Raw genomic sequence first — 14311 nt, forward strand, 5'->3', positions numbered from 1 at the left:
AATAGTCTACCTACAGTCTCATCGTGATTCCAGCAGACTGTAGATAGTGTTTTAGAACAGGGATTTCAATCTCCTGAAAGTGGAAGATACTGGCAGCAAGTGCAGCATCTGCTTTTCCTACAGTAAATACATCTTTAAAATGTTCCATTGTACCTGCACCACCCGAAGCAATTACAGGAATGGGAAGGCCTTCTGAAAGGATACGAGTAACCTCCAAGGCAAATCCGGCTTTGGTGCCATCGGTATCCATAGAGGTAAGCAGAATCTCGCCAGCCCCTCTGGATTCTACTTCTTTTGCCCAGGGAATGGTAGATTTATCGGTAGGCTTACGTCCTCCATGCGTATGAACAATCTCTTCACCATCTACATTACGAGTATCAATGGCAACTACAATGCATTGGCTTCCGAATTCTCTTGATAGTTCATCTACAAGGGTAGGATTACGAACAGCAGCCGAATTAATAGAAACTTTATCAGCACCAGCCTGCAACAAAGCTGATACATCAGCAATAGAACCAATGCCTCCCCCTACTGTAAACGGAATATCTACAACAGCAGCTACCCGTGTTACCAGATCAACTAATGTTTTACGGTTGTCTACTGTAGCCGTAATATCCAGAAATACCAGTTCATCGGCTCCCTCTTGGGCATAACGTTGAGCAAGTTCTACGGGATCACCCGCATCGCGAAGATTCACAAAGTTGGTCCCTTTGACAGTGCGACCATCTTTGATATCAAGACAGGGAATAATGCGTTTGGTAAGCAAAGTAAAAAAGACTAGATGAATACTGAAAAACGGAGTAAATATAACAGATCCTACTTTCAAAAGATTGTTTTCATTTTACTCATATAGTCATCTGCCTATTTACTCTGTATAGATCAATGCATTAAATGTGTCAGCTTATGTAAATGCTGAATATCGTTATGGGCAACAATCGTAAATTTTTTACCATCGTATTCCAGTTTGTATAAACACAGATTGGTATGTTCATACTGATCCATGTCTCTCAAGGGGGTTTCAGCTAAAAGGCTTAACAATATACGTATAGCACGGCCATGCATACATACCAGAATAACATCTTCTTCAGGACGGGAAATAATGGTATCAATAACAGGTTTTTGGCGAGCTTGTACATCTGCAGGGCTTTCCCCTCCATCAATCCGCAGATAATCTTCTCCATCAGCCCATGCGGCCAGAACAGAATGATAATAGGCATCTTCTTCCGGAGTGATTCGCTGCCCTTCCCGGTGTCCCCAGGAAATCTCGTTCAGTCCTGCATATTTTTCATGAGGAAGCCCCAAAGAAAGAAATCCGGATACTGATTGAATGGCACGTTTTAAGACAGAAGTATAAACCTTCTTAAAGGGAATGTGTTGATATTTTTCAAAAAACGCCTGAGCCTGGCTACGGCCTAAATCGTTCAAATCAGTATCTACTCCACTACCTTGCACGATGCCTTTCCGGTTATAATCGGTTTCACCGTGCCTGATCAAGTATATTTCTTTGGTTTTCAATGGATTGGTTTTGTACTACTTTTCGCTTATTTTGACAGCGAAATTACACTTTTTTCTGAAAAAAATAAAATTGTGTTCAGATCTAACAAATATGTCTGTAAACTTGTGTTCACAGGCATTGCCAATATTCAATAAATCATATCATAAAATACTGACTATCAAATATTAAAACCAATACACCATGCAGTCTCCCTCTAATCTATTTCCCTCTCAGCTTACTATAGAGTTCCTCAATCAAATGGGAGCAAAAACCATGTCTTCTCATTTGGGTATTGAATTTACAGAGATTGGTGCTGACCACATCATTGCTAAAATGCCGGTTGACTTTCGGACTCATCAACCTCTGGGATTGTTACATGGAGGTGCTTCTGTTGTACTGGCAGAGACATTGGGAAGCATAGCGGCTAACTGTTGTCTGGATACCACCAAACAATATGCGGTAGGTCTGGAAATCAATGCCAACCACGTACGTTCAGTATCTGAAGGATTTGTGTACGGCAAAACAACTCCTATACACATTGGACGTAGCACTCATGTTTGGGATATTCGTATCACCAATGAAAAAGATCAACTGGTGTGTGTGAGTCGACTAACAGTAGCCATAAAAGACAAAAAGTAAATGCTATCTGTACTTTATGCAAAGCAGTAGATATATTATTTTTTATCTTCAGGAAGAAGCTTGTATTTTAGCATCTGCGTCACTATACTCAACCTGTCATGATTCTGTTTGTACTTATTCTGATTGCGTCACTCCTACTCCAACTTTTTCTTCCATGGTGGATTATTGCTCCTGTTGCTTTTGCCTTTACACTCTGGAAAGGTAATTCAGCCCGACAATCCTTTCTGGCAGGATTTGCAGCTATCTTTATTCTGTGGTTAGGCGTGGCTTTTATTACAGATATCCAGAATGACAGTATCTTGTCAGCAAAAATCGCCGAAATGCTTTTCGTTAAATACTCAGCCCTATTACTCATAGTTACAGCTTTGATCGGAGGATTGGTTGGAGGATTATCTGCATGGACGGGTTATCTGTGGAAAAAAGCATCTACAAAATAGTATGAACAGTAATCAAAAAGACATCGGTTCTATATGATCCGCAGGAAAACTACTAAAAAGTATCTTTGGGCAATTCTATTTGTGTTTGCAGGTATGAATCTGGTTGCCTTTATTCACGCCTATAAATTCACCCATTTCACAGACAGGGCAGTTGTTAAAACCAAAGATCCCAGCAAGTTATCAGTTACAGAAAAACTCAATGCACTGGCCTTTGGAGTAGATAATCCACGACCTCAAAACCAGGTACATCCTCCTTTACACTATCAGACTGTTCAGCTAAAAAGTACGGTTCCTTTGGAAGGATGGTACATTCCGATAACAAAATCCAAAGGAACAGTTCTTCTGTTTCACGGATATTCCGGAGCTAAATCCCTGCTACTTGACAAGGCCAGTGAATTTATGAGGTTAGGCTACAGCGTCTTTCTACTAGACTTCAGAGGCTCCGGTGGTTCGGCAGGTAGTCAGACAACCATTGGCTTTGATGAAGCAGCCGATGTATATGAAAGTGTAAAGTACATTCAAAATCAGGGTGAGAAAAATATTTATTTGTTTGGCACCTCGATGGGTGCAGTAGCTATTATGAAAGCCTTTTATGACTTTTCATTACAGCCTAAAGGAATCATTCTGGAATGTCCGTTTGGATCAATGTATGAGACTACAGCCGCACGTTTTCACAATATGCATGTTCCACCCTTTCCAATGGCAGGTCTACTTGTATTTTGGGGAGGTATGCAGAATGGATTCTGGGCATTTGGACACAATCCAACGAAATATGCAAAAAACATACATTGCCCTACTCTACTTCTATACGGAGAAAAAGATGCCAATGTAAGCCGACAGGAGATTAATGATATATTTGCTAACTTACAGGGACAGAAAACATTAAGAACCTATCCATTAGCAGGACACGATAATTATCTTAAACAATACAAAAAAGAATGGGTACAGGATATTAAATCCTTTTTACCATCCTGATACACTCTTCCTATACATAGAAATGAAATCCGATATGCGATTACGACACTTCTATTTTCTTTTGCTGACCTCAATTATACTTTTTCAATGTTCCTCCCCATTAAAAAAGTATGAACTTACAGCGATCCGTTGGGAAAAGGATATTCAGGAGTTTGAGAAACTGGACACAACCGAAAAATATGCGGAGAATGCTATCCTGTTTACCGGAAGTTCAAGTATACGACTCTGGAAGACTATAGAAAAGGATATGGCACCTTATCCGGTAATTCAACGTGGATTTGGAGGTTCAACCATGTCAGATGTTGCATATTATATCAAACGAATAGTGTATCCTCATCAGTTCAGAGCAGTGGTTGTTTTTGTTGCCAATGATATTTCGGGAAAAATAACAGATAAAACACCTGAAGAGGTACTAAATCTATTTACGTATATTCATCACACGATACGAAATAAGTTTCCTGACAAACCCATCTACTTTATAGAAATTACCCCTACCAATAGTCGCTGGACGGAATGGCCGAAAATTCAGAAAGTAAATGATATGGCAAAACAATTTTGCCAATCCAGACCAAATACCTATTTCATCGAAACAGCCTCACTTTATTTAGGTGCAGATGGAAAACCCAATGCCAGTTTGTTTGCAGAAGATCAACTGCATCAGAATTGGGAAGGATATAAAATCTGGACAAAGGCGATTAAAGATAAACTAGATGCCACTCTGAAATAAATTCTTAGCTTATTGTCCATCCAGATCTTCCAGTCCAGCCTTTGCCTCCTCCATGTCAGGTTCCAGCGATAAAGCTTTGGTAAAATCAGCCAGGGCTTTGGGAGTTTGTCTCAGCCCTTTGTGCGCAAACCCTCTCATACAATAAGCCAGCGCATTCTCTGGCTGAGCCGTAATGACAGTATCACAGTCCTTGATAGCTTGTTCGTATTGTCCTTCATCATTCAGCAAACTAGCCCGTATGAGGATTAAATATGTATGATCATTCTCCTTTTCCAATTGCATTGCCTGATTTATATCCTGAAGCGCACTTGAAGTTTCTCCTATCGCTGACAAAACCAATGCACGGTCTGCATAATAGGTAGACTCGTTTGGTTCCAGCTGGATAGCCTTATTATAATCTGTCAGCGCATTGTCAAAAGCATCCATTGCACTATAAACCAAACCCCGCCAATAATGTTCGTAACTTTTTAGGGTATTTTTCTTCAACAGGAATACTTTATTCATATCTCGTAAAGCTTCTGCATATTTCTCCTGAAAATAATAAATCCTGGCACGAAGGAAATACGCATTTGAACCAAGTGTATCCAAACTTATTGCCTGATTGATGGAATGTAAGGCATCTTCCCCGATATCTCCATCTTCTACTAATGCATCCGCTCTGTCATAATAACCCATGATTCGTACACTATCCAACTGCCCTGGAGTATACAATCGGTTAAGAAGCAATACAGCATTCCCCAAGAGTTCCAATGTATCACCCACCTGGTTTCTTTGCTGAGCAATCTCTGGCATCAGATATATAGAATGAAGAAAATCCTCTACGGCTTCTTTACGGCTTCCTGCCTGAAATTTTACAATAGCGAGGTCATACAGAATTGGTGCATTTTCTTCATCTTCACTATCCAGTTCCTGTGTAGCCTGATTCAGTGAGGTGAGTGCTTCCGGATATTTTTTCAGACGGTATTGTGTCAATCCTTTATAATATAACAGATTGGCATTATCGGTAGAGTCTGGCAAGTCAAAGTAGTATAGCGCATCTTCGTATTTTTTTTGCCGATAATAAATCATTCCCCAATCTAAAAAGTCTTCATCTTCTATTTCTCCAGCCTGTAATAATCCTTCATAGATTTTAACAGCCTCCAGATATTTCTTATCTTCAGCCAGCAAAGTAGCATTCAATCGTAGTGCATTGGGATATTTTGGATCAAGTACTAAAGCCTTTTGCACATAGTCTTTCGCTTTCCCTTTATCATCCTGCTCATAAGCTAACAAAGCTTTATAGTACCAAGCACTACGGCTGGGTCGAACAGAAATGGAGCGGTCCAGGGCTTCATTGGCTTCTTTTTCTTTTCCCCACTGATAATACAGATAACCCAGATCATTCCAGGCAGTTTCGTCTTTGGGATCGATGGATAATACATGCTGAAAATCTTTTTCTGCTCCTGTATAATCTTCTGTATATAAACGGGTAAGAGCTCTATAGTGATAAAAGCTGGTATCCGTGGGATAGTGCACAATCAACCGATCAAAAGCCATACGCGCACTATCATATTTTTGGGCCTGAAACTGATAGTAGCCCAATGCATACAAAGCTTTTTTATGAGTAGAATCAGCCTTCAGTGCTTTTTGGAGGTAGTCAAAGCCTTCAACGGCCTGTCCCTTGTTAAAATAAGAAATAGCTTTCTTATAAGCTTTTTCGGATGCTTTATTCTGACTATAAACGGTAGAAACAAAAAGAGAAAAAATGAATAGAATTCCGATTCTTAGTAGCATAACGAGCGGACAAACCTGTCCAGTATTCTGAGTATGGGTAAATAATCAGCTAAAGGTAAGCTAAGATACGGATTTCCAACAGATTAGATTTTACATTTTTCACTAAAACAGTACATAAATAAGTATCTGAAAACAGAAACGCCTGATGGAACAAATCCATCAGGAGTCTGTACTTATAAAAAGGCTTTATTATTGTTTATCCTGTGTCTTTGTCCAGGTATCTTTCAGGGTAACAGTCCGGTTAAAGATCAGTTTTTCAGAAGTGCTATCTGTATCCAGATTGAAATATCCTTTTCGGATAAACTGGAAGTGATCTTTGGTAGTAGCTTGTTTTAACCAAGGTTCTACATATACCTTCTCAATCACCTGCAGAGAATCAGGATTGATTAATTCTTTAAAGTCTCTTTCGTCTGCAGCCAGATCTTCTACTGTAAACAACCGATCATACAAACGCACTTCGGCCTCTACCGCATGAGGCACTGATACCCAATGCAAAGTACCTTTCACATTAATACCAGATGTATCCGAACCACTTTTACTTTCCGGAATATAGGTACAATGCAGTTCTGTAACTTCCCCGTTGGCATCCTTAATCACCTCTTCGCAACGAATAATATAAGCATGTTTCAACCGAACCATACCTCCTGGAAACAAACGGAAGTATTTCTTAGGTGGATTCTCCATGAAATCTTCCTTCTCGATATACAATTCACGCGAGAATGGAATTATTCGGTGTCCAGCTTCTGCGTCTTCCGGATTGTTCTCAGCCTGTAACTCTTCTGTCTGTCCTTCCGGATAATTGGTAATTACCACCTTCAACGGATCTAACACACCCATTACCCGTGTAGCAATCTTATTCAGATCTTCCCGAACACAGAACTCCAGCAGAGATACATCAATCAGGTTATCACGTTTGGCAACACCTATCTTCTCTGCAAAGGCACGAACGGAGGCAGGTGTATACCCACGTCTGCGTAAACCGGAAATCGTTGGCATTCGGGGATCATCCCATCCGGTAACGAATTTTTCATTTACCAGTTGCAATAGTTTCCGCTTGCTCATCACTGTATAGGTCAGATTCAAACGGGCAAATTCAATTTGTTGTGATGGAAATATCTCCAGTTTCTCAATAAACCAGTCGTACAGTGGGCGATGATGAATAAACTCCAGTGTACAGATTGAGTGTGTAATATGCTCAATAGAATCTGATTGTCCATGGGCAAAGTCATACATCGGATAAATACACCATTTATCTCCGGTACGGTGATGATGGGCAAATTTGATTCGGTAAATGATTGGATCACGTAGCAACATATTAGGGGCGGCCATATCTACTTTAGCACGCAATACCCGGCTTCCTTCCGGAAATTCACCATTGCGCATGCGTTGAAACAGATCCAGGTTCTCTTCTACAGACCGGTTCCGGAATGGACTTTCTTTTCCTGGCTCTGTAGGTGTTCCTTTCTGAGCAGCCATTTGCTCAGAAGTCTGCTCATCTACATACGCCAATCCTTTTTGGATCAGCTTTATAGCATACTCATATAACTGATCAAAATAATCAGAAGCATAAAATTCATTTTCCCATTCAAAACCCAACCATCTGACATCGTTCTTAATAGACTCTACATATTCTGTTTCTTCAGTTACCGGATTGGTGTCATCAAAACGCAGATTGGTTTTTCCATTATAACGATCAGCCAGACCAAAGTTCAGACAAATGGATTTTGCGTGCCCAATATGCAAATAGCCATTTGGCTCCGGAGGGAAACGAGTATGCACCCGACCAGCATGTTTTTGGGTCTTTATATCTTCTTCAACAATAACTTCAATAAAATTCAACGACTTCTCCGTCGATTCTTTCTTTTCTTCAATCATATGTATGGATGAACTATAGGTTTTGCGTTTTGATAGATATTGTTTTTGGTTTTAAAACCACCGCTGACTTTTCCCAATGTGCGAAATTACGGGTATTTATCGAATCTCCCAATGTAGAGAAAACAAGGTTTTACCTTATTTAATTCTCTATACTCAGATCCAGCTTTGTTTTGCTTATCTTTGAAGATTAGAAACCATTTATCTGTAAGCTTACCTTGCAAGTTGATTTACAATCTTTTCTGGATGAGAAGGTCGCTGAATATAACCGACCTGCGTTTATCACCAATGATCCGATTAGCATCCCTCATCGCTATACAACCAAACAAGACATTGAAATTGCAGGTTTGTTTGCCGCGGTATTAGCCTGGGGACAACGCAAAACCATTATCAATAAGTGTCTGGAGTTAATGCGTCTAATGGATGATACACCGTATGAATTTATCCGCAATCATCAGGAGACTGACCTGAAACGTTTTCTGTCATTCAAACACCGGACATTCAATGCAACAGATACACTCTATTTTATTGAATTCCTCCGGCAGTTTTATCAGCAGCATGATTCACTGGAAGATGCATTTGCCCGTTTTATTACAGATCAGGCCAAAACTACAGAAAAAGCATTGATTGGTTTTCGCAACCTGTTTTTCAGTCTGGAGTTTGCGCCTGCCCGAACAAGTAAACATATATCTACTCCTGCTGCAAAATCAGCCTGTAAACGACTGAATATGTTTTTGCGTTGGATGGTCCGAACAGATGATAAAGGCGTTGACTTTGGTATCTGGAAACGCATACAACCTTCTCAACTGGTTTGTCCCTGTGATGTACATGTTGAACGTGTAGCCAGACATTTAAAACTCATTCAACGTCCGCAACTAGACTGGCAGACTGCCGTAGAACTCACACAAAAGCTTTCTCAGTTTGATGCCAATGATCCGGTCAAATACGACTTTGCCTTGTTTGGTCTGGGTGTAGAAGGCGTTTTATAAAGAATTACCCAAATCGCTGATAGTTGAGAAATGGATAAAGCAGAAAAAACACATTCTGCTTTATCTAAAAAAGTCTTGCCTCAAATTATTCCAGAATCACCCCATCTGCTACAAAACGTACAGACTTTTCTGGCTTTTTGATTTTAGCTATCTCCTTTTTAGACTTTCCTGCATCTTCAGCATAATGACGTAACTCAGCCACAGAGGTTTTCTGTTCAAATGCTTTTCCTTTCAAAATTACCTTTTTCCCGGCAGCATCTTTAGGAACAAAAAACGCATAATTTTTAAAACGCACCAGCATTTCCTGTCCGTTTCCTGCATCTACACGCATCCAGCAACCTTTATTCTGACATACTTCCTTTACAATTCCTTCTGTCTGGACAAAAGCAGAGTCCTTCCCTTCTACAGCCTGGGCAAGCTGGTTAACAGGAATTACGTTCTGAGGGGTAAAAGATTCACCAAAGGTAGCAGACTTCTCCTGAGCCTGTACCACCATTCCTGACAGGCATGTCAAGGCGGCAAATACGAACTTTTTCATCGTTAAACAGGATTATATGTAAAGATTTAGCAAAAATACGCATTAGACCGACTTATCAAATTACTTTTGTTACTTTTAAGATTGTTTTGTCTCTGACTATGAACCTCCTCCGCATTATCAAACACCCTGCCTTTGAATGGACACTCTTGCTGGGTATACCGGCAATATTATATTTAACTGACTGGCATACAGAAACCATAGGAGGTTTACAACGAATGATTCTGGCAACAGGTATCATCAAAGCGGATACAGAGCAAAACCAGACAGACTCTTCTCCGGATGCAGACTATAATGTAAATCTTCAAACGCTTGATGGTAAGGATATATCACTGAAAGAGTTGCAGGGGAAAGTAATCTTTATGAATATCTGGGCAACCTGGTGCCCTCCCTGTATTGCAGAGATGCCGGGTATTCAAAAACTATATGAGCGGGTCAAATCTGAGAATATAGCTTTTGTGATGATCTCCGTAGATGAAAATCCAACTAAAGCGCAAAAGTTTATCAAACGTAAGGAATACACTTTTCCAGTCTATCAGCTTACCAGCAAGGCTATCCCACAGATGTATGCCTCCGAATCTATCCCTGTTACATTTGTGATTAGTGCCAGTGGCAAGCTAGTTCTGAAACATTCCGGAATGGCCGATTATAATTCGGATGCATTCAGAGACTTTTTGCGTAGCCAGGTTTCTAAATAAAGCTACACCGTTTTACGATAGCGCCAGATAGCCAAACCATTTATTGCCAGTGCAATTGCTAGTAAAGCAAAGAAATGTGACCTAACATCGGCAAAGATGCTGCCTTTGAGCATGGTATTTCGGGCTACTTCTATGATATACTTTAATGGATTAATCGTATCCAGCCATTGTGCCCACTGAGGCATATTTTCGGTGGGTGAAAACAATCCACTAAGCAGGATAAACAGTACCAGCATAAAAAAGGCAACAAACATGGCCTGCTGCATGGTATCAGAAATAGTAGAAATCAACAATCCTAACCCTACACATAAGATCAGAAAGAGTAGTGCAAACACATATAGCAATAACAAGCTTCCTTCCATTGGCACACGAAAAATAAACTTTGCTACAATCAGACCTAACGTAAACTGCACTAATCCAATAACTACAAACGGAATCAGTTTACCCAGTATAAATTCATACTTCTGAATCGGTGTGACATTGAGTTGTTCCATGGTTCCCATTTCTTTCTCACGTACGATATTCAAGGCCGCAATTAACCCTCCTACCAGTAATAGTAACTCAAACAAAATTCCAGGCACCATAAACGTACGGTATTCCAATCGGGGATTATACCAGTACTGATTTACAATATCTACCTGTTGTACCTCACCCTTACGCACGGGAACATTTTCAATTCGGATATCTCCATTAAAGTCCTGAATAATGGTTGAAGCATATCCACTGGCAATACCAGCTTTAGAACCATCAATGGCATTTACCATCAGTTGGACACCTGATCGATTATCACGATACAAATCCCGTTCAAAATGAGCAGGAATGACCAATACAATATCTACCTTGTCAAGTAATAACTGTTCTTCAGCTAGCTTGTAACTGGGAGTAAAACCAGTCAGTTTAAAATTATCAATATACTGAAACTTACTTACCAGCCGTCTGGAAAAGGTAGAATGATCCTGATCTACCACAGCAATTTTCAGATTCTTAACTTCAAAATTGGCCGCCAGTGACAACAAGACCAGTTGCATAACAGGAGCAATCATCATCATGCGGAGTAGTACCACATTCCGGAAAATCTGTTTGAACTCCTTTTCAACTATAAAAAGTATCTTTCTCATGATATTCTCTATTTAGGCCAGATGTGTTTTCAGATTGCGAATACTCAATCCAATAAAGAACAAAGCCATTGCAGCTAGTACCAATGTATCCAGTGCTACGGCTTTCATCCCAATTCCTTTGATCATGATATTTTTGACAATCCTTATAAAATATTTTGCGGGTATGATATTCGATATCACTTGTAGTCCCTTGGGCATACTTTCTATTGGAAATATAAATCCCGAAAGGAAAATCGTTGGCAGAAGCATAATCACCATTGACGCAAACATGGCTACCAGTTGCGAATCTGTCAAAGAAGAAATAAATACACCAATAGAGAGTGCAAGAAAAATAAAGAGCAAGGTCTCCAGTAATAACAGCAGAAGATTGCCATTCATAGGTAATCCCAGCAAAAACACACCTAGAATCAGTATCACACAACCATTTACAAAGGACAATGCCAAATAAGGAATTACTTTCCCTAAAATAATCTGCCATTGACTCAGGGGAGAAACAAATAATACTTCCATGGTTCCCATTTCCTTTTCACGGGCTATTGTCACAGAAGTCATCATAGCAGAAACCAGCAACAATACCAATGTCATCACACCAGGCACAAAGACAAAAGCTCCCTTTAGTTCCGGATTGAAAACCATTCGGGTATAAACATCAAGATACATCGGAGCAATCGGCCCTGCTACAGAGGTTGTATAGCTCTGAATAATAGCAGAGGCATAGCTGGTGAGTGAGATAGCCGTATTCTGTTCAGAAGCATCGGCAATGATCTGTATCTGAGCGGTACGGCCATGTTCATAGTCATAGCTAAACTGAGCAGGAAATACCACTACCATCTTAATTACGCCTTTACGGAAGGTCTGATCTATTTCTTTGTAAGAAGAAAGATTCTGATATACCTGAAAGTATCCGGAAGAGAGTAAACGAGCTGTGATCTGTTGTGTATGTAAGCTCTTATCATTGTCCAGAATAGCAATGTTAGCATTTTTGATCTCATTGCTTAAAGCAAAACCAAATAGCAATACCTGTACAAACGGCAAACCAAACAAAATCAGCAAGGTACGTCTGTCACGCAGAATATGGAAAAATTCCTTTTTAACAAATGCGAGAAATCGTTTCATAATACAGAATTATTTGGTTGATGTACCACGAGCCAGAATCTGAAAAACTCCATCCATAGAATCGACCTGATAAGTTTCTTTTAAGCCTTTGGGTGTATCCAAGGCCTGTATCTTGCCATCTACCATAATAGAAACCCGATTACAATATTCAGCCTCGTCCATATAATGGGTTGTCACAAAGATGGTCGTGCCTCGGGAAGCAGCCTCATAGATCATCTCCCAAAACTGTCGTCGGGTAATGGGATCAACACCACCAGTAGGTTCATCGAGAAAGACAACTTTGGGCTGATGCAACATAGCAACCGAAAAAGCCAGTTTCTGCTTCCATCCCAGAGGTAATGAAGCTGTTAAAGCATCGGCCACGTTTTGTAATTGTAGCTTTTCCAGAATACCAGCTGTTTTGTCTTTGATATCAGCTAAATGCAATCCATATATTCCACCATAGAACTTGATATTTTCCCGAATGGTCAGGTCTTCATATAGGGAAAACTTCTGGCTCATATACCCAATATTCTGTTTTATTTTTTCTGTCTGTGTATATACATCAAAGCCTGCTACCTGAGCCTCTCCCGAACTAGGAGCTAATAAACCACACAGCATACGCATGGCAGTAGTTTTTCCTGCTCCATTTGCCCCCAGAAATCCAAATATCTCTCCTTCCTCTACTTCAAAAGTTATCGCATTGGTAGCAATGAAATCGCCAAACTTTTTCGTGAGCCTATTGGTAATTACAGCCTTCATACACTGAGTTGTTTAAGATTGTGCAGGTACACTTGTCTGACTTATTAAATCCATAAAACAGTCTTCAATACCTGGATCAATGCGCTTAATATCAATCTGTCTATGATTATGAGAGGCCAGGTAGGCTTCGATATCTCTAGAAGTTGTTTCATGTTCTAATGCCAGATGTAGGTATTCGCCAAATGCATAACAGGAATGGGTAAAAGATGCGTTGCGCAAATCCTGAATCAAACGGAAGGTTTCAGCTGCTTTTACAGCAAATAAGGGCCGTTGAAAAAGTTTAGTTATGTCTTGTGGAGTATCTACTGCGAGAATCTTTCCTCCCTGCATTAAAGCGATCCGGTCACACAAACCAGCTTCATCCATATAGGGTGTTGAAACCAGAATTGTTAGTCCCCGTTGTTTCAGGCTTTTCAGCATATCCCAGAACTCCTTTCTGGACACAGCATCCACTCCTGTAGTGGGTTCGTCCAGAAACAATACTTCTGGTTTGTGAATCAGAGCACAACACAACGCCAGCTTTTGCTTCATCCCACCAGACAACTTGCCAGCACGCCTTGTTTTAAAGGGCTCTATCTGTACATAAATATCTTTAATCAGATCGTAGTTTTCTTGAATAGATGTTCCAAAGACAGTAGCAAAGAAGTCCAGATTCTCTTCAATGGTCAGATCCTGATATAGGGAAAATTTTCCAGGCATGTACCCTACTTGTGTACGCAATTGCAGAAAGTCTTTGACAATGTCTTTTCCATTAACCACTGCTCTCCCCTGATCCGGAAATAAGAGCGTAACCAGCATTTTAAATAGGGTTGTCTTCCCTGCGCCATCAGGCCCAATCAGTCCAAACAACTCTCCTTCTCTGACTTCAAAAGATACATTACTGACAGCCTGGATGTTGCCATACGCTTTACTAATATTATCTACTATGATAGCATTCATATGTCTGAATCCATGTATAGTTTTCTTTTCCAGTTAAAATTGTCTTTGTGCTTGGTTTACAACATCTATGTTGCATGCGCATAATTCAAGGCAAAGCTTTTGTTTGGGTCTGTATGAATTGTCCCTCCGTTAAAGAGCGATTTGATCATAACTCACAGCAGTTTTTTATTTGACCAGAGTTCCGATCATTTTTTCTCATGTGCATAGTTCACCGCAAAAGTTTTATTGCGCATAACTCACAGCAAAACATTTTTTTA

General features: G+C 40.1%; 15 protein-coding genes. 6 read left to right on the top strand and 9 right to left on the bottom strand.

What is annotated here, in order from left to right; all coding sequences use genetic code 11:
* Positions 1–10 precede the first annotated feature (10 nt).
* Together hisF and QNI15_RS16280 are read right to left on the bottom strand one after the other, a co-directional pair.
* Positions 11–766, bottom strand: a complete 756-nt coding sequence (hisF, locus tag QNI15_RS16275; protein WP_313996931.1) for an imidazole glycerol phosphate synthase subunit HisF — start codon at positions 764–766, stop codon at positions 11–13.
* A 113-nt stretch (positions 767–879) separates the two neighbouring features.
* Entirely contained in the window at positions 880–1515 is a 636-nt protein-coding gene (locus tag QNI15_RS16280) for a histidine phosphatase family protein (protein ID WP_313996929.1), read from the bottom strand.
* Between the two features lie 181 nt (positions 1516–1696).
* On the opposite strand from QNI15_RS16280, the gene QNI15_RS16285 reads away from it, so the two are divergent.
* From QNI15_RS16285 to QNI15_RS16300, 4 genes are all read left to right on the top strand, one after another.
* Positions 1697–2134, top strand: a complete 438-nt coding sequence (locus tag QNI15_RS16285) for a hotdog fold thioesterase (protein ID WP_313996926.1) — start codon at positions 1697–1699, stop codon at positions 2132–2134.
* A 98-nt stretch (positions 2135–2232) separates the two neighbouring features.
* Positions 2233–2571 carry a hypothetical protein gene (locus QNI15_RS16290; RefSeq protein ID WP_313996923.1) on the top strand — a complete coding sequence of 113 codons (339 nt, stop codon included), beginning with the start codon at positions 2233–2235 and terminating at the stop codon, positions 2569–2571.
* Between the two features lie 33 nt (positions 2572–2604).
* Positions 2605–3546 carry an alpha/beta hydrolase gene (locus QNI15_RS16295; RefSeq protein ID WP_313996921.1) on the top strand — a complete coding sequence of 314 codons (942 nt, stop codon included), beginning with the start codon at positions 2605–2607 and terminating at the stop codon, positions 3544–3546.
* 34 nt (positions 3547–3580) lie between these two features.
* Entirely contained in the window at positions 3581–4273 is a 693-nt protein-coding gene (locus QNI15_RS16300) for a GDSL-type esterase/lipase family protein (RefSeq protein WP_314032599.1), read from the top strand.
* Between the two features lie 9 nt (positions 4274–4282).
* Here QNI15_RS16300 and QNI15_RS16305 read toward each other — a convergent pair whose 3' ends face one another.
* On the bottom strand, positions 4283–6046 hold the full coding sequence (locus tag QNI15_RS16305) for a tetratricopeptide repeat protein (protein ID WP_313996917.1): 1764 nt from the start codon (positions 6044–6046) through the stop codon (positions 4283–4285).
* Positions 6047–6235: 189 nt separating this feature from the next.
* Positions 6236–7921 (bottom strand): glutamine--tRNA ligase/YqeY domain fusion protein, encoded by a 1686-nt coding sequence (locus tag QNI15_RS16310; protein ID WP_314032600.1) that lies wholly within the window; start codon positions 7919–7921, stop codon positions 6236–6238.
* A gap of 215 nt (positions 7922–8136) precedes the next feature.
* Between QNI15_RS16310 and QNI15_RS16315 the strand changes: the two genes are divergently transcribed.
* Positions 8137–8907: a TIGR02757 family protein gene (locus tag QNI15_RS16315; RefSeq protein WP_314032602.1), complete on the top strand. Its 771-nt coding sequence runs from the start codon at positions 8137–8139 to the stop codon at positions 8905–8907.
* Between the two features lie 85 nt (positions 8908–8992).
* On the opposite strand, the gene QNI15_RS16320 is transcribed toward QNI15_RS16315, so the two are convergent.
* On the bottom strand, positions 8993–9445 hold the full coding sequence (locus QNI15_RS16320; protein ID WP_314032604.1) for a DUF4920 domain-containing protein: 453 nt from the start codon (positions 9443–9445) through the stop codon (positions 8993–8995).
* Positions 9446–9543: 98 nt separating this feature from the next.
* Here QNI15_RS16320 and QNI15_RS16325 point away from each other — a divergent pair, with 98 nt between their 5' ends.
* On the top strand, positions 9544–10140 hold the full coding sequence (locus QNI15_RS16325; RefSeq protein WP_313996910.1) for a TlpA family protein disulfide reductase: 597 nt from the start codon (positions 9544–9546) through the stop codon (positions 10138–10140).
* Positions 10141–10142: 2 nt separating this feature from the next.
* On the opposite strand, the gene QNI15_RS16330 is transcribed toward QNI15_RS16325, so the two are convergent.
* Genes QNI15_RS16330 through QNI15_RS16345 form a run of 4 tightly spaced genes read right to left on the bottom strand, consistent with a single transcriptional unit; the run spans position 10143 to position 14054 of the window.
* Positions 10143–11258: an ABC transporter permease gene (locus tag QNI15_RS16330; RefSeq protein ID WP_313996909.1), complete on the bottom strand. Its 1116-nt coding sequence runs from the start codon at positions 11256–11258 to the stop codon at positions 10143–10145.
* Positions 11259–11270: 12 nt separating this feature from the next.
* Positions 11271–12374, bottom strand: a complete 1104-nt coding sequence (locus QNI15_RS16335; RefSeq protein ID WP_314032606.1) for an ABC transporter permease — start codon at positions 12372–12374, stop codon at positions 11271–11273.
* Between the two features lie 9 nt (positions 12375–12383).
* Complete coding sequence (locus QNI15_RS16340) at positions 12384–13115, bottom strand: ABC transporter ATP-binding protein (protein ID WP_314032607.1); 732 nt, start codon at positions 13113–13115, stop codon at positions 12384–12386.
* 12 nt (positions 13116–13127) lie between these two features.
* Positions 13128–14054: an ABC transporter ATP-binding protein gene (locus tag QNI15_RS16345; RefSeq protein ID WP_314032609.1), complete on the bottom strand. Its 927-nt coding sequence runs from the start codon at positions 14052–14054 to the stop codon at positions 13128–13130.
* Between the last annotated feature and the right edge of the window lie 257 nt (positions 14055–14311).

Origin of the sequence: Xanthocytophaga flava, from assembly GCF_030068545.1 — a bacterium.
Classification (GTDB): Bacteria; Bacteroidota; Bacteroidia; order Cytophagales; family 172606-1; genus Xanthocytophaga; species Xanthocytophaga flava.

Coding starts and splice junctions, on each gene's coding strand:
- QNI15_RS16290 (WP_313996923.1), top strand. CDS start 2,233: ATGATTCTGTTTGTACTTATTCTGATTGCGTCACTCCTACTCCAACTT.
- QNI15_RS16305 (WP_313996917.1), bottom strand. CDS start 6,046: ATGCTACTAAGAATCGGAATTCTATTCATTTTTTCTCTTTTTGTTTCT.
- QNI15_RS16310 (WP_314032600.1), bottom strand. CDS start 7,921: ATGATTGAAGAAAAGAAAGAATCGACGGAGAAGTCGTTGAATTTTATT.
- QNI15_RS16325 (WP_313996910.1), top strand. CDS start 9,544: ATGAACCTCCTCCGCATTATCAAACACCCTGCCTTTGAATGGACACTC.
- QNI15_RS16285 (WP_313996926.1), top strand. CDS start 1,697: ATGCAGTCTCCCTCTAATCTATTTCCCTCTCAGCTTACTATAGAGTTC.
- QNI15_RS16345 (WP_314032609.1), bottom strand. CDS start 14,054: ATGAATGCTATCATAGTAGATAATATTAGTAAAGCGTATGGCAACATC.
- QNI15_RS16295 (WP_313996921.1), top strand. CDS start 2,605: ATGATCCGCAGGAAAACTACTAAAAAGTATCTTTGGGCAATTCTATTT.
- QNI15_RS16335 (WP_314032606.1), bottom strand. CDS start 12,374: ATGAAACGATTTCTCGCATTTGTTAAAAAGGAATTTTTCCATATTCTG.
- QNI15_RS16320 (WP_314032604.1), bottom strand. CDS start 9,445: ATGAAAAAGTTCGTATTTGCCGCCTTGACATGCCTGTCAGGAATGGTG.
- QNI15_RS16340 (WP_314032607.1), bottom strand. CDS start 13,115: ATGAAGGCTGTAATTACCAATAGGCTCACGAAAAAGTTTGGCGATTTC.
- QNI15_RS16330 (WP_313996909.1), bottom strand. CDS start 11,258: ATGAGAAAGATACTTTTTATAGTTGAAAAGGAGTTCAAACAGATTTTC.
- QNI15_RS16300 (WP_314032599.1), top strand. CDS start 3,581: ATGCGATTACGACACTTCTATTTTCTTTTGCTGACCTCAATTATACTT.